This is a genomic window from Cupriavidus sp. 22TCCZM01-5, assembly GCF_057798915.1.
On record NZ_JBYOJR010000032.1, the window covers coordinates 71,357 to 90,914 of the forward strand.

General features: G+C 67.5%; 22 protein-coding genes. 5 read left to right on the forward strand and 17 right to left on the reverse strand.

Translation table 11 applies throughout. The annotated features are described in order from the left end of the window. Window positions 1-105 precede the first annotated feature (105 nt). The 3 genes from AC3FNH_RS25105 (at window position 106) to AC3FNH_RS25115 (ending at window position 3,286) form a co-directional block, all read left to right on the forward strand. Window positions 106-2,235 carry an acetate--CoA ligase family protein gene (locus AC3FNH_RS25105; protein WP_488722001.1) on the forward strand — a complete coding sequence of 710 codons (2,130 nt, stop codon included), beginning with the start codon at window positions 106-108 and terminating at the stop codon, window positions 2,233-2,235. 260 nt (window positions 2,236-2,495) lie between these two features. Further along, on the forward strand, window positions 2,496-2,912 hold the full coding sequence (locus AC3FNH_RS25110) for a cupin domain-containing protein (RefSeq protein WP_488721983.1): 417 nt from the start codon (window positions 2,496-2,498) through the stop codon (window positions 2,910-2,912). A gap of 11 nt (window positions 2,913-2,923) precedes the next feature. Further along, window positions 2,924-3,286: a hypothetical protein gene (locus AC3FNH_RS25115; protein ID WP_488721984.1), complete on the forward strand. Its 363-nt coding sequence runs from the start codon at window positions 2,924-2,926 to the stop codon at window positions 3,284-3,286. 10 nt (window positions 3,287-3,296) lie between these two features. Here the strand turns inward: AC3FNH_RS25115 and AC3FNH_RS25120 are convergent, their stop codons facing one another. From AC3FNH_RS25120 to AC3FNH_RS25130, 3 genes are read right to left on the reverse strand one after another with little or no spacing between them, the layout of a single operon-like run. Then, a complete protein-coding gene (locus AC3FNH_RS25120; RefSeq protein ID WP_276102534.1) occupies window positions 3,297-4,067 on the reverse strand; it encodes an amino acid ABC transporter permease in 771 nt (256 codons plus the stop codon). Continuing rightward, window positions 4,060-4,803, reverse strand: a complete 744-nt coding sequence (locus AC3FNH_RS25125; protein ID WP_276102535.1) for an amino acid ABC transporter permease — start codon at window positions 4,801-4,803, stop codon at window positions 4,060-4,062. Before AC3FNH_RS25125 ends, AC3FNH_RS25120 begins: the two co-directional genes overlap by 8 nt. A 28-nt stretch (window positions 4,804-4,831) precedes the next feature. Beyond that, window positions 4,832-5,662: an ABC transporter substrate-binding protein gene (locus AC3FNH_RS25130; protein WP_488721985.1), complete on the reverse strand. Its 831-nt coding sequence runs from the start codon at window positions 5,660-5,662 to the stop codon at window positions 4,832-4,834. A 234-nt stretch (window positions 5,663-5,896) separates the two neighbouring features. On the opposite strand from AC3FNH_RS25130, the gene trhA reads away from it, so the two are divergent. Beyond that, window positions 5,897-6,514 (forward strand): PAQR family membrane homeostasis protein TrhA, encoded by a 618-nt coding sequence (gene trhA, locus AC3FNH_RS25135; RefSeq protein ID WP_488721986.1) that lies wholly within the window; start codon window positions 5,897-5,899, stop codon window positions 6,512-6,514. Window positions 6,515-6,523: 9 nt separating this feature from the next. Here trhA and AC3FNH_RS25140 read toward each other — a convergent pair whose 3' ends face one another. The 6 genes from AC3FNH_RS25140 to AC3FNH_RS25165 form a co-directional block, all read right to left on the reverse strand. Further along, window positions 6,524-8,113 (reverse strand): flavodoxin domain-containing protein, encoded by a 1,590-nt coding sequence (locus tag AC3FNH_RS25140; RefSeq protein ID WP_488721987.1) that lies wholly within the window; start codon window positions 8,111-8,113, stop codon window positions 6,524-6,526. After that, window positions 8,110-9,117 (reverse strand): FAD:protein FMN transferase, encoded by a 1,008-nt coding sequence (locus tag AC3FNH_RS25145; protein ID WP_488721988.1) that lies wholly within the window; start codon window positions 9,115-9,117, stop codon window positions 8,110-8,112. The genes AC3FNH_RS25140 and AC3FNH_RS25145 overlap by 4 nt, the downstream gene beginning before the upstream one ends. A gap of 22 nt (window positions 9,118-9,139) precedes the next feature. Continuing rightward, window positions 9,140-9,964 (reverse strand): DUF4198 domain-containing protein, encoded by an 825-nt coding sequence (locus AC3FNH_RS25150; protein WP_488721989.1) that lies wholly within the window; start codon window positions 9,962-9,964, stop codon window positions 9,140-9,142. A 45-nt stretch (window positions 9,965-10,009) separates the two neighbouring features. Then, the gene (locus AC3FNH_RS25155; RefSeq protein ID WP_488721990.1) at window positions 10,010-10,528 is read right to left on the reverse strand and encodes a DUF2271 domain-containing protein; all 519 of its coding nucleotides are present in this window, start codon (window positions 10,526-10,528) and stop codon (window positions 10,010-10,012) included. A 59-nt stretch (window positions 10,529-10,587) separates the two neighbouring features. Then, window positions 10,588-11,244 carry a PepSY-associated TM helix domain-containing protein gene (locus AC3FNH_RS25160; RefSeq protein ID WP_488721991.1) on the reverse strand — a complete coding sequence of 219 codons (657 nt, stop codon included), beginning with the start codon at window positions 11,242-11,244 and terminating at the stop codon, window positions 10,588-10,590. Between the two features lie 186 nt (window positions 11,245-11,430). Then, window positions 11,431-12,102 carry an alpha/beta hydrolase gene (locus tag AC3FNH_RS25165; RefSeq protein WP_488721992.1) on the reverse strand — a complete coding sequence of 224 codons (672 nt, stop codon included), beginning with the start codon at window positions 12,100-12,102 and terminating at the stop codon, window positions 11,431-11,433. A 241-nt stretch (window positions 12,103-12,343) separates the two neighbouring features. Here AC3FNH_RS25165 and AC3FNH_RS25170 point away from each other — a divergent pair, with 241 nt between their 5' ends. After that, entirely contained in the window at window positions 12,344-13,237 is an 894-nt protein-coding gene (locus AC3FNH_RS25170; RefSeq protein WP_488721993.1) for a LysR family transcriptional regulator, read from the forward strand. Between the two features lie 26 nt (window positions 13,238-13,263). Here the strand turns inward: AC3FNH_RS25170 and mhpD are convergent, their stop codons facing one another. From mhpD to AC3FNH_RS25210, 8 genes are all read right to left on the reverse strand, one after another. Next, on the reverse strand, window positions 13,264-14,058 hold the full coding sequence (mhpD, locus tag AC3FNH_RS25175) for a 2-keto-4-pentenoate hydratase (protein ID WP_488721994.1): 795 nt from the start codon (window positions 14,056-14,058) through the stop codon (window positions 13,264-13,266). Between the two features lie 7 nt (window positions 14,059-14,065). Continuing rightward, complete coding sequence (locus tag AC3FNH_RS25180; RefSeq protein WP_488721995.1) at window positions 14,066-14,359, reverse strand: YciI family protein; 294 nt, start codon at window positions 14,357-14,359, stop codon at window positions 14,066-14,068. A gap of 6 nt (window positions 14,360-14,365) precedes the next feature. Then, window positions 14,366-16,258 carry a TRAP transporter large permease gene (locus AC3FNH_RS25185; RefSeq protein ID WP_488722002.1) on the reverse strand — a complete coding sequence of 631 codons (1,893 nt, stop codon included), beginning with the start codon at window positions 16,256-16,258 and terminating at the stop codon, window positions 14,366-14,368. A 24-nt stretch (window positions 16,259-16,282) separates the two neighbouring features. Next, window positions 16,283-16,804 (reverse strand): PPC domain-containing DNA-binding protein, encoded by a 522-nt coding sequence (locus tag AC3FNH_RS25190; RefSeq protein WP_488721996.1) that lies wholly within the window; start codon window positions 16,802-16,804, stop codon window positions 16,283-16,285. 89 nt (window positions 16,805-16,893) lie between these two features. Continuing rightward, the gene (locus AC3FNH_RS25195; RefSeq protein ID WP_488721997.1) at window positions 16,894-17,931 is read right to left on the reverse strand and encodes a TRAP transporter substrate-binding protein; all 1,038 of its coding nucleotides are present in this window, start codon (window positions 17,929-17,931) and stop codon (window positions 16,894-16,896) included. Window positions 17,932-18,035: 104 nt separating this feature from the next. Further along, a complete protein-coding gene (locus tag AC3FNH_RS25200; protein ID WP_488721998.1) occupies window positions 18,036-18,368 on the reverse strand; it encodes a hypothetical protein in 333 nt (110 codons plus the stop codon). 28 nt (window positions 18,369-18,396) lie between these two features. Next, on the reverse strand, window positions 18,397-18,714 hold the full coding sequence (locus AC3FNH_RS25205) for a hypothetical protein (protein ID WP_276102550.1): 318 nt from the start codon (window positions 18,712-18,714) through the stop codon (window positions 18,397-18,399). Between the two features lie 184 nt (window positions 18,715-18,898). Then, window positions 18,899-19,084 carry a hypothetical protein gene (locus AC3FNH_RS25210; RefSeq protein ID WP_276102551.1) on the reverse strand — a complete coding sequence of 62 codons (186 nt, stop codon included), beginning with the start codon at window positions 19,082-19,084 and terminating at the stop codon, window positions 18,899-18,901. Between the last annotated feature and the right edge of the window lie 474 nt (window positions 19,085-19,558).

Consider the following 19,558-nt stretch of genomic DNA (forward strand, 5'->3'; position numbering starts at 1 on the left):
CACTCCGTTCACAATATGCACAGTCTGGGCCGCGTTGCTTGCCGCGGCCCGCCACCATGGGCTTGAATCGCTCCACCTTCCGGCACAGGAAGGATGGAGATGATGATGACCTTTACCGCTACGGCGTCCCGCCCAGACCGCGCCGCCCTGTCCCGGCTGCTGGAACCCGCTTCCATTGCCATCATCGGCGCCTCGCGCGATACCAGCCGCATCGGCGGCGTGGCGCTGGACCACCTGCAGCGCCTTGGCTACCGGGGCACGGTCTATCCGGTCAATCCGCGCTATGCGGAAATCGCCGGGCTGGCGTGCTACCCGGATGTCGAGTCGCTGCCGGCGACGCCCGATGTGGCCGTACTCGCGCTCGGCGCTGATGAAGTCCTGCCGCAACTGCGGCACTGCCACGCCGTGGGCATCCGCGCGGCGATCCTCTATGCCTCGGGCTTTGCCGAAGCCGGCGCGGCCGGCGTGGCCCGCCAGGCCGGGCTGACCGCCTTCGCGCGCGAAACCGGCATGGCCATCGCCGGCCCCAACTGCATGGGCCTGGCCAACCTGACCACGCGCGCGATTACCGCGTTCGCCACCACCTTCCGCGCCTTTCCGCCCCAGGACGGTCCCGGCCATGTCAGCCTGCTGACGCAAAGCGGCAACGTCTGCGCCATCGTCTACGCCACCGGCCGCCAGATGGACGTGGGCTTCCACCAGTTCATCAACACCGGCAACGAAGCCTGCCTCGACTATGCCGACTACCTGGACTACCTGGCCGATGAGGCGCAGACCGGCGCCGTGGTCGGCTACGTCGAAGGCCTGCGCAATGGTCCCCGCTTCATTGATGCCGCCGCGCGGCTGCGCGCCGCCGGCAAACCGCTGATCGTGCTCAAGGCTGGCGAAAGCGAGGCCGGCTCCGGCGCCACGCAATCGCACACGGCGGTACTGGCCGGCAACCAGGCCATCTACCGCGCGGCCTTCGCGCAGCTCGGCGCCATGCAGGCGCGCGACCCGGCGCACCTGACCGACCTGGCCTACCTGTCGGGCTTCCGCCAGCGCAGCGCCGGGCGCCGCGTGGTGGTGGCATCGGTATCGGGCGCCATGGGCGCGCTGTCGGCCGACCTGCTCAGCGCCGCGGGCCTGGAAGTGCCGCGCCTGTCGGATGCAATGCAGCAGCGCCTGCAGGCCGCGGTGCCCGAGATCGGCGGCGTGGCCAACCCGGTCGACATGACGGGGCAGCTTTTCAACCGCGATGGCCTGGCCTATGCGGTGCTGGACAACCTGGCCGCCGATGGCGGCACGGACGTCATCTTTCTCTACGCCACGGCCTACCTGCTCGACCGCGTCGCCGACGAACTGATCGAAGTGGCCGCGAAGACCAGGCGCCTGATCGCGGTGGCAACCACCGGCGAGCCCGCCAGCCGGCAGCGGCTGGCAGCGGCCGGCGTGGCACTGTTCCCCGACGTCGCGCGTGCCGCGCAGGCGCTCGGCAGCTACGTAGGCTGGCTCGGCACGGCCGCGCCGACGGCGCGCTGGATGGACCTGCGCGCCCAGGCTTGCATGGGCGCCGCCGGCTATCTGCCCGCGGCGTCCACGGACGAGCACCAGACCAAGCTGTGGCTGTCCGGCTTTGGCGTGCCGATCAGCGACGAAGCCGTCGCCGCCACGCCAGACGAGGCCGCCAGCGCGGCCGAGCGCATCGGCTATCCGGTCGTGGTCAAGGTGCTGAGCCCGGACATCGCGCACAAGACCGAGGTCGGCGGCGTGCGGCTGGGCCTGGCGGATGCGCAGCAGGTGCGCACGGCTGCTGGCGAAGTCGTTGCCAATGCGGTGAAGGCAATGCCGCTGGCCGAGCAACGCGGCGTGCTGGTGCAGAAGATGGCCAGCGGCGTGTGCGAGCTGATCGTCGGCGTGACGCGCGATCCGGTGTTCGGGCCGGCCATGACGGTGGGGCTGGGCGGCATCTTCACCGAAATCTTCCACGACGTCGCGCACCGCCTGCTGCCGGTAGACCGCGCCATGGCGCACGAAATGCTGTCGAGCCTGCGCGGCTATCGCCTGATGACCGGCTTCCGCGGCAAGCCCGCCGCCGATATCGAAGCCGCCGCGGCCGCCATCGCCGCACTATCGGACGCCGCCATGGCGCTGGGCGACCGGCTCGGCGAAATGGAAGTGAACCCGCTGCTGGTCCGCCAGCAAGGCCAAGGCGCGGTGGCATTGGATGCATTGATTGTTCTGAACGAGCAATAGCCCGGCAACCCGAACGCCGACACCGCGTGGCGGGCGCCGTTGAACAACCTGACGAACCGGCAGCCTGCGGAGTAGAGCTAGAGCGCACGGGTGGCGTTTTAAGTATTTTTCCGCGGGGCCTGTGGCGATGGGGCGATTGTCGTGCCTGGCGGGCGCTGCTGGCGAGCGGCGCATGCCAAGAAGGCCAACACAGCCGCCCTGCGCAATCTAGACTGGTTAGCGTAACAACGGGGCCAACGCCCCTTGCCGGAGGCCGCGCCATGCCAGACCCCGCAATCTCCACTACCCACCATTCCACCCTGGCCTTCGGCCGCCTCTACGCCGACGAATCCGGCGAATCGCATTTCGGCGCGCTGTCGACGCAAATGTCGGAGCGCAATTTTGCGCCACCTGCCCCATCGTTCTGGGTGTCGTCAATGACGCCCGCCGTGCGCCAGGGCTTCCTGGTGGTGCCGACCGGCTGGGTGGGCGACCTGCATCCATCCCCGCTCAGGATGTGGATGTTCATGCTGGACGGCGAGATGGAATTCGAGGCCTCCGACGGCGAACGCCGTTCGCTGGTCGCCGGCAGCGCGCTGCTGCTGGAGGACACGACTGGCAAGGGTCACCGCAGCCGCGTGGTGGGCGGCCTGGTAGCCACGCTGGCCGTGGTCGAACTACCGGCAACGCAACCGTAACGCTGCGCCCGATGCCCGCGCCCGACACCCCGCCGCAGAGCGCTACGCCCGCGCCACAGATGGTACCCGCGGGCTATCGTCAGGGCATCATCACGGCAATCACCGTGCTCCTTGGCTTCTCGCTGGCCTTCTGGCGCTTCTGGGGCTTCGAGAGCCCGGGACACTGGAACGCTCGCGCGGCGTTTGCCGCGCTTTCCCTGGTCGGCGCGGTGGTCCTGCAAATCGTCGCGCTGTTCCGCGCCTTGCGGATCGAGGACGATGCCGTCGCCGAGTATCGCCAGACCGTACGCTGGTTTGTTGCCTCCGCGATCGCATTGCTCGTCGGCCTGGCGATCGCCATGCTGGACGCCGCCCTCAGCGCGCCGGCGGAGTGAGCGCAGCGTGTCACGGATTTCGCGGTGCTGAAGCCGGCCAAGCCGCAGCGGCGCCGGTACGGGTGAATGGCCGGCGCCGCCGGTACCCGCCGCGTGCCAGCAGCAATGCGGCGCACGATTCAATCGCCGCGCACGCAAGGAAGTAGAGCAAGGCCACGGCCGCGAAGACTTCGGCGGCATAACCCATATTGCGCCCGTTGATCTGCGCGGCCAGTGTCGACAGCTCGGTCACGCCGACGATATAGGCCAGCGACGTATCCTTGGTCAGCGATACCCAGGTGTTCGCGAGCGATGGCAGCATCGCGCGCAGCGTCTGTGGCAGCACGATATGCCACATCGCCTGCAGCGGCGTGAAGCCAAGGGCCAGCGCGGCATGCTGCTGCCTCTTGCCGATGGCGGCAAACCCGGCATCAAGACTCTGCGCGATGTAGGCGGCGCCGATCAGCGCCAGCGCGATCACCACGGTCTGCACCTCGCCGACCTGCACGCCAGCCAGCATCGGCAGCAGGAAATAGGCCCAGAAGATCAGCATCAGCACCGGGATGGCGCGCAGCACTGCCAGCAGCGCGCGCACCGGGCGCGTCACCGGCGGCGGCGCCAGCGCAAGCAGCAGCGCGAGCACAATGCCTGCCGCCGTGGCACCCGCACAGGCCATCGCGGCCATGGCCAGCGTGAGCGCCGCCCCCGCGAGCGGCCCTTCGGGAAAGGCGCCTTTGAGCAGGAACGGCAACTGGCCGAGCACCAGCGCAAGGCCCGCCGGCAGGCCCGCGGCATCAGCCATGCTTCACCTCATGCCAGCCCAGTTGCCGCTGCACCAGCGGCGCCAGCGCCTGCAGCAGCAGGATCAGCGCGACATAGAGCAGCGTGGCCACGCCGAAGGCCTGGAATGCCATCAGGGTGTCGGTCTCCACCTGCCGCGCGGCATAGGACAGCTCGGCAAAGCCGATCGCCATCGCCAGCGAGGTGTTCTTGATGGTCTGGCAGAACTGCCCGACCATCGGCGCCGCCGCGATGCGCAGCGCCTGCGGCAGGACAATGCGCCACCACGCCGCCTGTGTCGAAAAGCCAAGCGCGAGCGCGGCCGCGAACTGGCCGCGCGGCACGGCGGCGATGCCGGCTTCCAGTTCCTGCGCATAGAAGGCGCTCGCATACAGCGCGATGCCAAGCGTGCTCGCCAGCGCCTCCAGCGATGGCGCCGATAGCATCATGCCGGCGCCGATATCGACGCCGCGCCAATCCGATATGCGGGCGATCGCCGCATTGCCGAGCCATTGCGCTGCGCCGAAGTACCAGAAGAAGAGCTGGACCAGCAATGGCGTCTTGCGCACGAAGCCGATCGCTGCATCCACGGCAACCCGCACCGGCGTGCGGCGCAATGCCAGCCACGCGCAGGCAAGCAGGCAACCAAGCACGAACACGGCGACCGACAGCGCGACGGTCATGGCAAAGCCCGACAGCAGCCAGTGCAGGTATTTCTCTTTCAGCGGCTGGAAGAGGATGGACGCAGTCATTCCCATTCCCGCTTCATGCGTGCGCCAGGCAGCATCAGTTGACCTTGTCGCCGATGCGGAAGTCCCTTGCCAGTGGCGCCGAACTCTTCGGCCCGAACCACTTGTCGTAGATCTGCCCCGCCACGCCGTTCTTCTCGAGCTCCGCGAGGATCTGGTCGATCGTCGCGGTCAGGCGTACCTCGTCCTTCGGAATGCCGATGCCCATGTATTCGCGCGTCAGCGTGAACGGCGAGATCTCGAACTGCTCCTTGTTGGGCAATGTCGCCAGCAAGGCACCGAGCTTGGCGCCGTCCTGCGCAAAGGCCTGGATCGCGCCGCTGCGCAATGCGGCCAGGGCGAGCGGCGAGTCGTCATAGGCAATCACGCGCGCCTCCGGATACTTCTGCCGCAGCGTGGTTTCCTGCGTGGTGCCCTTGTCCACGCCCAGGCGCCAGCTCCTGAGGTCGTCTGGCTGGCGCAGCGTGCCGCTCCTGGCGATGAACTGCAGGCCGCTGGCGAAGTACGGCGTGGAGAAGGCGATCTGCTGGCGGCGCTCTTCGGTGATGGTGAAGTTCGCGGCCACGATGTCGACTTTCTGCGAAGCCAGCAGCGGGATCCGGTTGGCCGGGTTGGTGGCACGGAATTCGACCTTCACGCCGAGCCGCTTCGCAATCTCGCGCGCGTAGTCCACATCGAGGCCGGCCGGCGCATTAGTCTTCGCGTCGACAAAGCCGAACGGCGGGTTGGCGTCGAACACGCCCACGCGCAGTACCCCGGCCTTGCGGATGTCGTCGAGGCGGTCCGCCATGGCGGAGCCGGAAGCGAGCACGGCCAGGCCGGTGATCAGGGTCAGCGCTGCGCGCAGCAGCGGGGAACGGGTACGCATGGATGCCTCACGCTAAGGTTGGATGGGCAGACGATAGCGGTGTGCACCGGCACAGGGAACGAATGCTTTCGCAGATGGATATGCCGCGACACTGTCGCCGTATGGCAACGAAGCCATGACTCCCGTCAGGGCCTTGCCGCGGCAAGCGCGCGCAGCCGTGCGAAAATACGGCTTCGTGCATCCGCGGTTGCACTGCGGACTGCGCACCGACTGAGTTTTCCCGGAGGACGGCGCATGTATCGCGGCGAACGATTCAACGGTTACAGCCACCTGGCCGGTGCCATCCTGGCGGCCGCCGGCATGGCGGTGCTGGTGACATCCTCGGCCCTCTACCACGACGCGTGGAAGGTGGTCAGTTCAGTGGTCTACGGCACCACGCTGGTTCTGCTCTACACGATCTCCACGCTGTACCACAGCCTGCGCGGCCCGGCCAAGGACGTATTCCAGCGGCTCGATCATTGCGCCATCTACCTGCTGATCGCGGGCAGCTATACGCCGTTTGCACTGGTCACGCTGCGCGGCCCATGGGGGTGGGCGCTATTCGGGATCAACTGGGGACTCGCCGTCGTCGGCATCGTGCAGGAACTCTGGATCGGGCGGCGTACGCGGGTGTTTTCGTTGTCGATCTACGTGGTGATGGGATGGCTGGTGCTGATAGCATTCCAGCCGCTGGCGGCAGCGTTGCCGGCGCCCGGCATGTGGTGGCTGGTAGCGGGCGGCGCACTCTATACGGCCGGCATCGGATTCTTTTTGTTTGACGAGAAGGTCCGGCACTTCCACGGTATCTGGCATCTGTTCGTGCTGGCGGGCAGCACGTGCCAGTTTGTCAGCATTCTCTGGTACGTGGGCTGACGCGGCTGGCTAGTAGACGTCGCGCCGATAACGCCCCTGCTCACTGAGCCGCCGCAACCGCTCCACCCCGAGCACCTCGGCAAGCGCATCATCGACGCCGCCAGCCATGCCCTGCAGGCTGCCGCACACGTAGATGGCGGCCCCGGCATCGACCCATTCGCGCAGCGACGGCGCACGCTCGCGCAGCGCATCCTGCACGTAGCGCAAAGCGCTGCCGTCGCGCGAATAGACAACATCCACCCGCTCCAGCACGCCATCGCGCTGCCAGCCAGCGAGTTCGTCAGCGAAGAAGTTGTCATGCCGCGCTAAACGCTCGCCAAAAAACAGCCAGTTGCGATGCCGCCCAGCCAGCGCGCGCGCCTTCAGGTGGCCGCGCAGTCCGGCAAGGCCGGTGCCATTGCCGACGAGCACCAGCGCACGATCATCGGGCGGCGCATGGAAGCCCTGGTTAGTGCGAATACGCAGCGCAATGCGCGCCCCCACGGATGCATGGCTGGTCAGCCACCCGGATGCCAACCCGAGCCGCCCGTCGGCATGACGGGTCTGCCGCACCAGCAGTTCGAGCTGCCCATCCTGCGGCAGCGAGGCAATCGAATACTCGCGATGCGGCAGCGGCGACAGCGCGTCGACAAGCTGCTGAGGCGGCAAGGCCCGCATCGTGGCCAGGTGCGCTTCGGGCAGCAGCAGGCGCGTGGCGAGCGCTTCGGCCAGTGTCATCGTCTGGCTGTCGCAGCGCACGGACGTGGCGCTGTCCATGGCCAGCTTGTCGAGCAGGCGGCCGACCTCGGCCGGGTCGTGGCAGGGACCGATCTCGGCGATGTCGCCGGCTTGCCAGTCCGGCAAGTCGGCCTCGGGCCTGAGCACGAGATGGAACGCCGGCGCGCCCTGGCTGCCGGGGTTCAGATGATGGCGCTCCGCGAGCTGCCAGCGGTCATAGCGCGGACGCTCCCAGTCGGCGATCTCCGCGCCGCCGCTGAGCGCGGACAGGTGGTTCTGCCAGTGGCGCAGCGCGCCCGCGTCGCCGTTGTCCACTTCGATCAGGTCGAACAGCGGCTGCGCATGGTGACGCTGCAGCCAGTCGGACAGCGCATGGCCGAACGCGCAAAAGCGCGCGTAGCTGCTGTCTCCCAGTGCCAGCACGCCATAGCGAAGCTGACGCAATGCATCCTGACCACCCGCGGCCAGCAGGCGGCGCGCGAATCCCGAGGCACTATCGGGCGCGTCGCCTTCGCCGGTGGTGCTGACCACGAACAGCGCCTGCCGGAAGCTGGCCAGCCGGCGGGCGTCCAGCTCGGCAAGGCAAAGCATGTGCACCGGCATGCCGGCACCCTGCAACGCGGCGGCGGTCTGCATGGCCAGTTGCTCGGCAAAGCCAGTCTGGCTCGCGTAGGCCACCAGCGTGGCGCCATGCTGGTCCGCGCCGCCGCCGGCAAGCGCCGTGACGCGTGCGCGCCGGCGGCGGTGATGATCGAACACGGCCGCGCAGAAGCCCGCATAGGCGAGCAACACACCAGCCGCCATGCCGGCGCGCGACGGGCTCAGCATGGCCAGGCAGACACCGGCCACGGCGGCCGGCCAGCATGCCAGGAAGCGGTTCATGCCAGCATCGCGGCAAAGGCCGGGGAAAGATGTTCGTCAAAACCGCCCGGTGTACGAACCAGGAAGCGCGCCGCGATGCCATGCCGGCGCGCGTGTTCCATGCCGGCCTGCGGGCCGAGCACGGTCAGGGCGGTGGAAAGCGCATCGGCCATCATGCATTCGACGTGCAGCACGGTCACCGAAGCCAGCGCATGACTGGCGGGATAGCCGGTGCGCGGATCGATGGTGTGCGCATAGCGCCGGCCTTCGCTGTCGAAGAAGCGCCGGTAGTCGCCCGAGGTGGCGACGGACAGGCCGTGCAGCGCGACCAGCGTCTGCTCCGGCGTGGCCGGCCCGCTGTCAGGCGGCGATTCAAGGGCCACCCACCACGGCATGCCGTCCGGCTTGACGCCGTGGCCACGCAGTTCGCCGCCGATCTCGGTCAGGTGGTGTGCCACGCCCTCGCCATCGAGGTATCGGGCGACAGCGTCCACCGCGAAGCCCTTGGCAATGGCGCAGAGGTCGAGCGACACGCTGCCAGGCTGCAGCGCGCGGCCGCCTTCGCGATCGAGCACGATACGGTCCCAGCCGCATTGCCGCCTGGCCTGAGCGACCTCGTCCGGCGCCGGCGGCGCGCTGCGCTTCGGCGCGGGACCGAAGCCCCACAGGTCCACCAGCGGCCCGGCGCTGGGATCGTAGGCACCGCCGCTATCGCGCGCGACCTGCAGCGCGCACGCCAGCACGCGCAGGCAGTCGGCCGGCAGCGCGACCCACGTGCCGGCGCAGGCGCGGTTGAAGCGGCTCACGTCCGAGTCCGGCGCCCAGTTGCTCATCTGCGCGATCACGCTGTCGAGCGCGGCGCGTATGCCCTGTTCCAGCGCGCCGGCGTCCACCGTCGGCGGCAGCATGGCCACCACCGACCATGTGGTACCCATGGTCTCGCCGGCCCAGCGCTGCGCGCGCGCCTGCGCGCCGGTCGGTACCGGCGGCGCTGACAGCGTGAGCGGGATCAGGACGCGGTTCAAGCAGGCAGATCCTGGCAACGGCTCACTGCGGCAGCACTTCGACCGTCACCGCATAGGTGGCGCGGCGGGTCCTGGCGGCCTTGACCGAGGTCTTTTCGTCGCGGACCTCGGCTTCCATCCAGTACATGCCGGGGGCCGGCCACTTCACGCTGAACTTGCCGTCGGCGTCGGTGGTGGCGCTGAATTCCTGCAACTGGTCGCGGTAGCGGATGCCGCCCGGCACCACGGCCACTTTCAGGTTGGTGGCCGGCTTGCCGTCGAGCAGCAGGCGGAAGCTGGCCGTGTCGCCGGCCACGAGGTCGTTCGGGTGCGTGATCGGCGCCAGTTCCAGGCCGCGGCCGCTGGCGGCCAGGCCCCGGCTGCTCGGCTTGCCGTTCGTGACGAAGGACTCGACGCGGCCTTCGGCCTGCGTCACCTGCAGGTCCGCGGCGTTAGCGGGCACTTCCTTCGCGAACGCTTCCGCCGTGCCGCGCCAGCGCCTGGTCTGGCCGTTTTCCTTGTAGCTCGCGAACAGGCCCTGGTTGACCACCGCCACGCGGTAGGTACCGGGCTGCGTCAGGTGCAGGTCGAAGGTGCTGCGGTAGCGGCCGGTGGAGGCGTTCTCCGCCTTCAGGGCGCTGCCGTCCGGGCCGGTCACGACCAGGTTGTCCAGGCGCAGCGGCACGTGCTCGAAGTAGAACAGGTCGTTGGAGACCGCGGCATCGACGGTCACCCAGGCGTCGTTGCCGGACAGCACCGTGGCCGACGGCAGCAGCCACTGGCGGTGGGCATGGGCCGCCAGCGGGGCCAGGGCCGCCAGGGCCAGCAAGGCCAGGCGCGTGGACAGGCGCGATTGGAAGGTCTTCATCGTCGGTCTCCGGTTGGGATCAGTGCATCAGGGGCTTCGGGGGCATCAGGGCTTCAGGTCGACAATCACGCCACCCAGCTCGTGCTCGCCCTTGGCGCGGGCGGTCTGGGCCGCTTGCGGCGGCCAGTTAAAGGGCACGCGCACCAGTTCGCGGCCACCGACTTCGCGCGCCGCTTCGACCACGAGTTGGTACTCTCCGGCCGGCAGCTTGCCCAGCGGCGCCTTGCCGTCCGTGAAAGTGAGCGTGTGCTCGCCAGGTGCGCGCGTGGCGCCGGAAATGCCGTCGGCGGGCATCTGCGTGTCGCGGCCGGCCTTGCGCCACCACTGGCGCATGTCCTTGAGCCACTTGGTGCCTTCCTTGTTCTTGACGTCGTACCAGACCGCCAGCGTCGACACCGGGCTCTGGTCGGCGCGCTCCACCCAGACCGAGACATAGGGGCGGTGGTATTCCGCGACGTTCAGGCGCGGGATTTCCACCTTCACGTTCATGTCTGCCGCGAAAGCCGGACCGGCCAGCGGGGCGGCGGCCATGCCAGAGAGGGTGACGGTGAGCAGTCGGCGCATATCGGAATAACCTCGTCAGGAAGATGCAGGAAAGATCGCAGCGGATCGGCTCGATCCGGTCAGTGGATGAACAGGATGGCCAGCAGCAGCGGCACCACCAGCCCCAGGCCCACCAGCGGCCATGTGGCCACGCGGGCAGCGGCGTGCAGCTTGAGCAGGAACAGGCCGGTCACGCTGAACACCAGGCAGGCCAGCGCGAACACGTCCAGGAACAGGCTCCACGCACGGCCGGTGTTGCGGCCCTTGTGCAGGTCATTCAGATACGAAATGACGCCACGCGTGGTCTTCTCGTACTGGGTCTCGCCGGTGTCCAGCGCCAGGCTGACCCAGGCGTCGCCGCCCGGACGGGGCAGCGACACATAGACTTCATCGGCGGACCATTCCGCCTCGCGCCCACTGGCGTCGATACCGAGTTCATGCAAGAGCCAGTCGGCCAGCGCCGGCGGCACCGCGCTCCTGGCATCGCGCCCGCTGCCCGAGGCGGCCGGCATGGCGGATTTCAGCGCCGAAAGCAGGCTGGCCGGCGCCGTGGCCTGGCGTGTCACCACGCTCGGCGACACCTCGATCTGGGCCGCATGGTTGAGCGTGAAGCCGGTCGCGGCGAACAGCAGCATGCCGATCAGGCAGATCGCGGAACTGATCCAGTGCCACTGATGAAGATGCTTGAGCCAGAAGGCGCGACGCTGCTGGCCAGATGCCGGCTCGGTTTCGGTCATTGCAATGGATGGGCGGCACGGGCCGCAAAAGGCGTTGTGACACATTGGTCACAAATGAGATCGAAAGCAAAAGGATAATCGTTCTCATTTGAAATCACAACGAGATGACGCCCGCGCCTGTTTACAGCCCGTTACAGCAAGTGACCGTTGAGCGGCCTGATCCCCGATTTCGCCTGGCGCGTCAGGTCAGGAGCCCGTTGCGGGCTCCGGCAGATGGTCGAGGTAGCCGCCGACCACGCGCTCCAGCGCGCCGAGCTTTCCGGTGAAGAAGTGATTGGCGCCCGGCACCACCACGACGGGCAAGTCCTGCGGTCGCGCCCAGTCGAGCACGGCGCCGAGCGTCACGCGCTCGTCGTTCTCGCCATGCACGACCAGCGTCGTCGGCGGCACGGCCGGCGTCTCGTAGCTCCTGTGACCGGGAATGGTCCCCCACGGCATGCCGGCGAGGATCAGGTGCGGGCATGGCAACCCCTGGCCGCGCAGCACTTCCACCGTACGCGCCACGACGTAGGCACCGAACGAGAAGCCGGCCAGGACCAGCGGCAGTCCGGGGTACTCCTGGCGCAGGTAGTGGACGACGCCAACCGTGTCCGCCGTCTCGCCATCGCCGGTATCGTGCTCGCCTTCGGTCTCGCCGACACCGCGGAAACTCGGGCGCACTGTCACATAGCCCCTCGCGGCCAGCGCCTTCGCGAGCACGTGCGGGACCTTGTGGGTGGCCGTGCCGCCTTGCAGCGGATGCGGGTGCGCGACGACGGCGATACCGCCAGCCACCGTGCGCGGCGCATCGACGATCAGCTCGATCCTGCCCGCCTCGCCCGACACAAAAGTCTTTCCGGTTCCCGCCTGCAATGCCATTCCCTTCCCCACGAATTTCCAGTCTGCCTGTCGCTGCCAACGGGCCATGCGGCCCAGACGCGATGGTACAGGCTGACGCCCGTCCCCGCTTTCGCGCCATGCACGCAAAAGGCGCCGTGAAGGGGCGTTGCGACAAGGGCCATTTCGCTACAATCGTCGCGACCGCGCGGCCACGCTCCGTGCATCGGCAACGGTCTTCCGGCCGGCTCCACGGACACGACTTCACAGACGCAGACAGGCGATGGACATCAAGCACCTACAACTGTTATCCGACATCGTCGAAGCCGGCAGTCTGAGCAAGGTCTGCGCGTTGCGCGGCATCGCGCAGTCCGCGCTCAGCAAGCACATTGCCGCGCTGGAGAGCGAGTTCGGCGCGAAGCTGTTCTATCGCACCGGGCGGGGCGTGGTGCTGACGGAGTTCGGCCAGTCCATCATGCCGCGCGTGAAGACCCTGCTCGGCGAATTCGACCAGTTGAAGAACGATATCCGCGACCACGCCGATGTCCCGAGCGGGCCCGTCAGGCTGGCCCTGCAGGCGTCGATCACGCAGCATATAGTCGGTCCGCTGTTCCAGCGCGTGCGCGCGGACTTCCCGAAGATCGAACTGCGGCTGATGGAAGGGTTCGCGGGCAATATCGAGGAGGCGCTGGCCAGCGGCCGCACGGACGTGGGCGTATTCTCGCGCTACGGCGAGCGCATCCACAAGACCGACGAAAAGCTCGCCACCGACGAGCTCTACCTGATCGCGCGGGCGGGAGATCCGAATGTGGCCAGGCCCAGCTGCCGGTTTGCCGATGCCGCGGCACTGCCGCTCGTGCTACCGGGCGCGCCGGACGGCTTCCACATGATGCTGCTGGACGAGGCGAAGAAGGCGGGCGTCCACCTGAATACCCAGATCGAGGTCGATTCGCTGACCGCCATGCGCGAGATCGTCGCGAACGGGGCCGCCTATACGATCCTCACGCGGCAGGCGGTGGAAGTCGAGATGCAGCTCGGGCGCATCGCCGTGAGCCGCATCACCGATCCCGTCCTGACGCGCACGCTGGTGCTGGCCACCAGCACGCAGCGGCCGCTGACCTATGCCAGCCGCACGGTCATTGACCTGATCCGCAAGCTAACGCAGGCCAAGGGCTGAGCCGCAGCGCGGCGGCGTAACGCTGGTCAGTCCGATGCAAAGGCCGTGCGGACCACGCCGAGGCCGGCGATGGTGGTGTCGATGACATCGCCCGGCGCGACCGTGACCATGGGCCCGAGCGCGCCGGTCATGATGACGTCGCCCGCCTGCAGCGGCCGGCCCACTTCGGCCATCTTGCGGGCAAGCCACAGCGCGGCGTTGAGCGGATGCCCAAGGCAGGCCGCGCCCACGCCGAGCGAGACGACCTCGCCCTGGCGCTCCATGAGCATGCCGCACGTACGCAGGTCCACTTCCGACAGCTTGCGCGGCTGCGTTCCCAACGCATACAAACCGGACGACGCGTTGTCCGCCACCGTGTCCAGCAGGCGGATGTCCCAGTCACGGATGCGGCTGCCCACGATCTCGACGGCCGGCAGCACATAGGCAATGGCCGACATCAGCTGCGACAGCGTCACCTGTTCGTGCTTCAGGTCGCGCTCCAGCACCACGGCAACTTCGGCTTCAACTTTCGGCTGCAGCACGCGTCCGAGTGCCACCTCTTCATCGGGCGCGAGCTCCATGTCGGCGAACAGCATGCCGAAATCGGGCGCGTCGACGCCAAGCTGCTGCTGCACCGATTTCGAGGTGAGGCCGATCTTGCGGCCCGTCAGCCGCCGTCCGCTCTCAAGGTAGTAAGCGGTGTTGATGTCCTGGACCGCATAGGCGCCTTCGACGCCCATGCCGGCCAGTGCCTCGCGCACCGGCGCGATCGGCTGGCGCTGCCGTGCCGCGTCGCGCAGCGATGTGGCCAGTGTCTGCAGGATGGCGGTATCCATGGTCATGTGCGCCTCACAGTGCAGGGGTCAGGTGGTCGGTGCTCGCGAACACGAGCTTCCAGGGCTTCATGACGATGCCCTGGAACAGCGACGCTTTCGCGAACGGGTCGCCGGCCGCGAGCCTTGCGGCCTCGCGTTCATTGGCGGCCTCGTACACGAACAGGGCGCCGCTGCCGTCGGCGAACGGGCCGGCAATGACCAGCCGGCCGCGTTGCAGCAGGTCCTGCAGATAGGCGCGATGGGCGGGCCGGTGTTGCGCGATGCGCTCGGGCTCGTTGGCGTACTCGACGAAGGCTGCGAATTTCATGGGCGATCAGTGATGGAGGAAACCGGTGGAAATCCAGGGCACGGCCGCGACCACGACGGTGCCGATGAACAGGAAAGTCATGTAGCGCCAGATATGGCGTACGCCCTCGCTCGGCCTGGTGCGGCTGATGGCGCAGGCGGCGTAATAGCCGACCCCGAACGGCGGTGCGAACAGGCCGATGCCCATGGCCAGCACGACCACCATCGAGTAGTGCACGTCGTGGATGCCGAGCTGGCGCGCGATCGGGAACAGCAGCGGCCCGAACAGGACGATGGCGGGAATGCCCTCGAGCACGCTGCCCAGCAGCACGAAGGCGATGATGGAAACCGCCATGAACGCCGGTGCCCCGCCCGGCAGTTGCGCCATGGCCGCGGCCAGGTCGCCGGAGAAGCCGGATTGCGTCAGCGACCATGCCATGCCCGTGGCGGTGCCGATGATCAGCAGGATCGCACCGGACAGCGCAGCCGTGTCCACCAGCGCCGGCCAGAGCTGCCGCAGGTCCAGCTTGCGGTACACCAGCAGGCCGACGATGAGCGCGTAGACGATGCCGATGGTTGAGACCTCGGTGGCTGTCGCCACGCCTTCCACCACGGCGGCACGCACCACGAACGGCAGCGCCAGCGCGGGCAGCGCCACCACCAGGCTCTTGCCGATCATGGCCCGCGTGGCCCGCGCGCTGCACGCCGCGCCGGTCTTGCGCGCCTGCCACCAGACCACGAGTCCCAGCACCAGGGCCAGGACGATCCCCGGCATCAGGCCGGCCGTGAACAGGTCGGCAATCGAAATGCCGGTCACGGAGCCGATGGTGATCAGCACCAGGCTTGGCGGCACCGTCTCGGTCTGTGCGCCGGTGGCCGCGAGCAGCGCCACCATGTCGCCGTCGTCGGCGCCGCGCTGCTTCATCTCGGGGAACAGGGCCGGCGCCACGGCCGCCATGTCCGCCGCCTTGGAGCCCGAGATGCCCGATACGAGATACATCGCCCCGATCAGCACGTACGACAGGCCGCCGCGGATATGGCCGAGCAGGTTCGCCAGGAACTGCACCATGGCGCGCGCCATCGACGTCATCTCGATCAGCACGCCGAGGAACACGAACATCGGCACCGCCAGCAGGATCAGGTGCGACATGCCTTCGTCCATGCGCCCGATCACGACGATGGTCGGCGTGGACGTGGTCAGCGACAGGTAGCCGAAGGTGGCCAGGCCAAACGAGAACGCGATGGGCACGCCCGTAAACACCAGCAAGCCCACGATGCCGACAAAGAACACGAGCAGGTTGGCATTGCCGATTCCTTGCAGCACCGGCTGCAGCATGACCAGGCCCCCGACCACCGCGCCGCACGCGGCCAGCGCCAGCAACGCGGTGCGCACGGTTGACGTGGACAGCAGCCGCACCACGCTCATCAGCAGGATCAGCGCGATGCCGACGGGCAGCGCGGCGGCGCGCCAGGCATTGGAGATATCCAGCGCCGGCATGGTCACCGCGGCTTCCTCGCTCGCGAACTCCCAGGCCGGATGCGCGACCAGCGCGAGCCACGTCAGCGCGGCCACGGTTGCCACCAGTTCGAACACGCCGCGCCACTTCGGCGCCGCCGCGTCGACGAGCGCCGTCATGCGCATGTGGCCGCCGCGCCGGAAGGCGACCGCGGCACCGAGCATGATGAGCCAGATGAACAGCAGCGAAGCCAGCTCGTCGACCCACACCAGCGGCGTGTGCAGGACATAGCGGCTCAGCACGCCGCTGAACAGCACGCCGATCTCGGCCACCACGAGCAGCGCGGCCGGCACTTCGGTCATCACCCCCAGCGCCTTGTCAGCAAGCCTCAGTACCCGCGCGGGTGTGCCGCCCGGCAGCGCCCCGGCATGCGCCTCCATGCGCGGGGCCTTGATATCGACCATATGCGTGGACATGTCCCGCCTCCGTCATTGCTGCGGCAAGCCGAGTACATTGGCCTGGATTTCGGGATCGACGAAGCGCTCCAGCCGTTGCGGGTAGACCGTGACCGTGATCTCGCACGACCCGGTACCCACGGTCAGTCCGAGCAGGTGGCCGCCAGCGCCCTGGAAAGTGCCGTCCGTCACCGTGCCATGCGCATGGATCGAAGGCTTGCCCTCCTTCCAGGCGATGGAGCCGGTCATATTGGCCATCTCGACATTGCGGTAGGTCTTCGGGTCGAACTGCTTGCGGCCGAAGTCATAGAAGCCGAAGGTCGCCTCCGACATGAAGCCGATGCCGACGAAGCTGCCGCTCGGGATCTTCTCTTCCCGCGCCAGTTGTTCGAGGTTCTGCAGCACGTTGTCGCCGTGCCGCAGCACCATCAGGTAGCCGGTCGGCGTCTTCATGTACTTGCCTTTGGCCTCCTGCGCCGCCGCACTTTGCGTGCCCATGCAGGAAAGGGTAAAGCCCAGCGTGATGAGCGATGCCACGCGCGCGATGAATGCCATGATGTCTCCAGGATCTTGTGTGGGAGCGCCGCCATGGCGGTGGCGGAATGCCACCGGCAAGCGCAAACAGATTGAGGAAGGGCTAGCGGCTAGACCAGTTTGCCGGCGTATTTTTCGAGCAGCGCCCAGGTCTCGGCCGGGAACTTCTTCTGCCAGTCGCGGTAGAACCCGGCCTGGCTCAGGTAGTCGCGGAAGGCCTTCACGTCAGGCTGGTTGAACACCATGCCGCGGCCCTTCAGCTCGTCGCGCAGGCGGGTATTGAGCGCATCCACCGCCTGGCGCTGCCTTAGCGCATACGTATCGAACGTGGTGGCGGCAAGCTGGCGCAAGTCCTCGGGCAGCGCATTCCACGTGCGCAGGTTCGCGACCAGCCAGAAGCCGTCCCATACGTGCGACGTCAGCGAGCAGTATTTCTGCACCTCATAGAGCCGCTGCGTGCCCAGGATCGTCAGCGGGTTCTCCTGCCCGTCTACGATCTTCGTCTGCAGCGCGGTATAGGTTTCCGCCATGTTGATGCCGGCCGGCGCCGCGCCGAATGCCTTGAACATCGATGTGAGCGCCGGGCTCAGCGGCACGCGGATCTTGAAGCCGCTCAGGTCCTGCGGCGTGTTGATCTGCCGGTTGCTGCTGGTGACCTGGCGGAAGCCGTGGTCCCAGATCTTCGGCAGCGGCATCAGGTTGACCTTCGCGAACGCGCCGCGGATATGCGCGCCGAGTTCGCCGTCCATGGCCTTCCAGACCTGCTCGTAGCCCGGAAATGCAAAGCCGATCCCGCTCACGGAGGCCGCCGGCACCAGCGTGCCCCAGATCAGGCCGGCGGTGCTGACGAGGTCGATGGCGCCCGAGCGCACCTGCGACACCATGTCGGTATCGCTGCCGAGCTGGCTGTTCGGAAACACGCGGATGTTCAGGCGGCCGCTGGAGGCGCGCGCGATCTCGGCCGCGGCGGCGGTGAGGTTGACGGTAGTCGGGTGGGTCGCGTCCAGCGCGATGCCGAGCTTGTAGTTGTAGGTCTGCCCGGCCGCACGCGCGGGGCTGTGGATCATCAGGCCAGAGGCGGCAGAGGCCGCCGCCAGGGCAATACCCTGCTTGAGCGCCAGGCGGCGCCCGCTGTTGATACCGCTCATTGTTTGTCTCCTGCGGTCTGGTCTTGTAGTGTGCTGCGAGTGTGCTGCGCTGTCGCGCGGCGGCGGCCGCCGGGGCCGCCCGTGGCAGGTGGTGCCTGCCTTGCCTATGCCGCCTTGAGCTGCCGGCCGCTAAGGTATTTCGAGAAGCTGCGCGCGCCGTCCCAGTCCTGGATCAGCGTCAGGCGGCGCTTCAGGAACAGCCCGTCGGCCACGCGCTCGGCAAAGGCCTCGAAGGTCTCGGTCGGGTCGTCGATCTCGAACACGAAGTAGACCTTCGCCTCTTCGTTGGACAGCCACGGACCTGCCAGCAGCTTCAGGTCGCCGGGCAGGTTAGGGGGGCGCACGCCGTTGCGCAGGTTTCCGAGGAAGTCCACGACTCCCTGCATGGTCCTGGGCGACATATCGCGCAGCCACACCTCATTGAAAAACTTCGGCATGTTCGTTCTCCTGGTTTCGATGTCGGGGTCAGGCGCTTGCCACGCGGTCGGTATAGGCCTTCATCTGGTCCCAGCCGGACAGCAGCGTCAGCTTGCGCCGCGCGAACAGGCCGCTGACCACGCGCTCGGCGTAGGCATCGAACATAGTCGACGGGTCGTCGATCTCGAAGATGAACATCACCTTCGCCTCCTCGGCCGAGAGCCAGGGGCCGGCGATCATGCGCAGGTCGGGCGGAAGGTTGTCGGGCTTGGTGCCGACGCTCAGGTTGCCGAAGAAGGTCACGGCCTCTTCGATCAGGTCGGGCTTGATGTCGCCAAGCCAGACTTCATTAAGGAACAAAGGCATGGATGTCTCCTGGTCTGCGTTCTCGCTGCGTTTGAGAGGGGTGCAGCGCGATGACCGAAGCATATGAAAACGCGTCGCCGCGTCCTATGCATAAAGCGAGATATCAGCCTTTCCTGAGCGGGGAGGGTAGGTGGAAGCGTTGAGTAGGACTGCGCCCGGCGGTATGCGCCGGGCGCCACCAGGGCTACGCGAAGTCAGCGTAGCGGTCTGGATCATCGGGCATCGTCCACTTGGTGAACTCCGCCGGGGGCTGGGGTACATCGGTCGCATGTTGCGCGGCGGCCTGCTCGACCTGCGCGGCGAGCGCGGCACCGGGCACGTCGATGACTTCTTCGCCATCTTCCGACCAGCACCTGAGTTTGACCGACATGGTTCCTCCTGCAGGAATTCCAGTGCACCTCCGGGGGGCGGAACTGCGTCTGGAGTGCCAGGTTCCAGCGTAGGGCAGTTTTTTGAAGACCTGCTGACAGGGATGGTGCTGACGGTACATCGCGGGAAAAAAATGTTCTTCGATGGAGGTATGGAGGGGGTTGTCGTGCTTGGCAGGCGCCGCTGTTTCGCCGGCGTAGCCGGCGAGTCACTTCTTGTCCGAGCGACAAAAAGTAACCAAAAAGCGCGTTTACTTGCCCTAGCGGGCGAATATTGATCGTAGTGTGCTGCGGGTGTTGTACGGGGATGGGCTTCAGAGTGTGCTTGGCCGCCTGCCGCGTGGTGCGCGTCCGTGGGCAGGATTAGAGCGCTGATTGAACGAGCCCCGAAACTGTCCGTGGTCCCTCCTGCTACCGACATCGTGTAATCGCCTTCGGCTGCGCTACGCGCAGAGCCCTAGTCTGAGCACCCAGGC

Coding starts and splice junctions, on each gene's coding strand:
- AC3FNH_RS25105 (WP_488722001.1), top strand. CDS start 106: ATGACCTTTACCGCTACGGCGTCCCGCCCAGACCGCGCCGCCCTGTCC.
- AC3FNH_RS25110 (WP_488721983.1), top strand. CDS start 2,496: ATGCCAGACCCCGCAATCTCCACTACCCACCATTCCACCCTGGCCTTC.
- AC3FNH_RS25115 (WP_488721984.1), top strand. CDS start 2,924: ATGCCCGCGCCCGACACCCCGCCGCAGAGCGCTACGCCCGCGCCACAG.
- AC3FNH_RS25120 (WP_276102534.1), bottom strand. CDS start 4,067: ATGGCTGATGCCGCGGGCCTGCCGGCGGGCCTTGCGCTGGTGCTCGGC.
- AC3FNH_RS25125 (WP_276102535.1), bottom strand. CDS start 4,803: ATGGGAATGACTGCGTCCATCCTCTTCCAGCCGCTGAAAGAGAAATAC.
- AC3FNH_RS25130 (WP_488721985.1), bottom strand. CDS start 5,662: ATGCGTACCCGTTCCCCGCTGCTGCGCGCAGCGCTGACCCTGATCACC.
- trhA (WP_488721986.1), top strand. CDS start 5,897: ATGTATCGCGGCGAACGATTCAACGGTTACAGCCACCTGGCCGGTGCC.
- AC3FNH_RS25140 (WP_488721987.1), bottom strand. CDS start 8,113: ATGAACCGCTTCCTGGCATGCTGGCCGGCCGCCGTGGCCGGTGTCTGC.
- AC3FNH_RS25150 (WP_488721989.1), bottom strand. CDS start 9,964: ATGAAGACCTTCCAATCGCGCCTGTCCACGCGCCTGGCCTTGCTGGCC.
- AC3FNH_RS25155 (WP_488721990.1), bottom strand. CDS start 10,528: ATGCGCCGACTGCTCACCGTCACCCTCTCTGGCATGGCCGCCGCCCCG.
- AC3FNH_RS25160 (WP_488721991.1), bottom strand. CDS start 11,244: ATGACCGAAACCGAGCCGGCATCTGGCCAGCAGCGTCGCGCCTTCTGG.
- AC3FNH_RS25165 (WP_488721992.1), bottom strand. CDS start 12,102: ATGGCATTGCAGGCGGGAACCGGAAAGACTTTTGTGTCGGGCGAGGCG.
- AC3FNH_RS25170 (WP_488721993.1), top strand. CDS start 12,344: ATGGACATCAAGCACCTACAACTGTTATCCGACATCGTCGAAGCCGGC.
- mhpD (WP_488721994.1), bottom strand. CDS start 14,058: ATGACCATGGATACCGCCATCCTGCAGACACTGGCCACATCGCTGCGC.
- AC3FNH_RS25180 (WP_488721995.1), bottom strand. CDS start 14,359: ATGAAATTCGCAGCCTTCGTCGAGTACGCCAACGAGCCCGAGCGCATC.
- AC3FNH_RS25185 (WP_488722002.1), bottom strand. CDS start 16,258: ATGGTCGATATCAAGGCCCCGCGCATGGAGGCGCATGCCGGGGCGCTG.
- AC3FNH_RS25190 (WP_488721996.1), bottom strand. CDS start 16,804: ATGGCATTCATCGCGCGCGTGGCATCGCTCATCACGCTGGGCTTTACC.
- AC3FNH_RS25195 (WP_488721997.1), bottom strand. CDS start 17,931: ATGAGCGGTATCAACAGCGGGCGCCGCCTGGCGCTCAAGCAGGGTATT.
- AC3FNH_RS25200 (WP_488721998.1), bottom strand. CDS start 18,368: ATGCCGAAGTTTTTCAATGAGGTGTGGCTGCGCGATATGTCGCCCAGG.
- AC3FNH_RS25205 (WP_276102550.1), bottom strand. CDS start 18,714: ATGCCTTTGTTCCTTAATGAAGTCTGGCTTGGCGACATCAAGCCCGAC.
- AC3FNH_RS25210 (WP_276102551.1), bottom strand. CDS start 19,084: ATGTCGGTCAAACTCAGGTGCTGGTCGGAAGATGGCGAAGAAGTCATC.